Here is a 939-nt window from a genome sequence, read left to right as displayed (position 1 = left end):
CCGGCCGGCTTGAGTGTTAAAAGCAGAGGCAAGATCCAGAGCGAAAGCAGAGCTGCTTTTCTGTGGGAGCGGGCTTGCTCGCGAAAAACCTGAGAGCGCCGCGTTGAATCAGGATGCCCGCGTCATCGTTAACGACCTTCGCGAGCAAGCCCGCTCCCACATTTGGACCGTGACCGCTTCTGGTTTTGCTGTTGCTCCTGCTGTTGCTTCACCACACTCAAGCCGGCCGGTAGGCCGCTGTGCCCTTGATCTGCTTGTGATCTTGATCTTAGGCGCCCCGTTAAACCACGCTGGCCGAACGTAGGCTTTGGAGCGTGGGTAACCCGGCAGGACGCCGGGTTAGCCGCGCTGGGCCAAGGATGGCCCATCGCGGCGGCCCACGGTCCAAAGCCGGAGTGAGGGCACACCGAGCCTAAGCGAGGTGCCGAGTGGTGGGGCAAGAGCGTTTTGCTTACTTTTGCGCTTTTCAAAAGTGAGCCGCTGTAAGAGCCATCCCTTTCAAGGTCTTGGTTTAAAATCCCCTAACCAATCCAGTCAGGGCGACGAAACTATGTGGGACAAGGTTTTAGAACGGTTTGAAAAACTAGCACCAGCCAGTGTCATGACCAAGTTGGTCTTAGAGCAGGCGGTAGATGCCGAGTGGGTTGACAAGGTGTTCGATGATCACCGCCAACGGCAGTACTCACGTGAGCTTTTATTTTCAACCGTTGTTGAGCTGATGTCCCTAAAATCCCCTAACCAATCCAGTCAGGGCGACGAAACTATGTGGGACAAGGTTTTAGAACGGTTTGAAAAACTAGCACCAGCCAGTGTCATGACCAAGTTGGTCTTAGAGCAGGCGGTAGATGCCGAGTGGGTTGACAAGGTGTTCGATGATCACCGCCAACGGCAGTACTCACGTGAGCTTTTATTTTCAACCGTTGTTGAGCTGATGTCCCT

The 939-nt window shown here is 54.6% G+C and carries 1 pseudogene; it reads left to right on the top strand.

From position 1 onward, the window contains the following. Positions 1–601: 601 nt before the first annotated feature. Positions 602–939, top strand: a pseudogene (locus AU074_RS34665) (hypothetical protein); the annotation flags it as partial.

The sequence above is a fragment of the Pseudomonas sp. ATCC PTA-122608 genome, assembly GCF_001952855.1.
GTDB lineage: Bacteria > Pseudomonadota > Gammaproteobacteria > Pseudomonadales > Pseudomonadaceae > Aquipseudomonas.
Note: the sequence above shows the minus strand (reverse complement) of the source record. Positions and strands in the feature narration are given on the sequence as shown.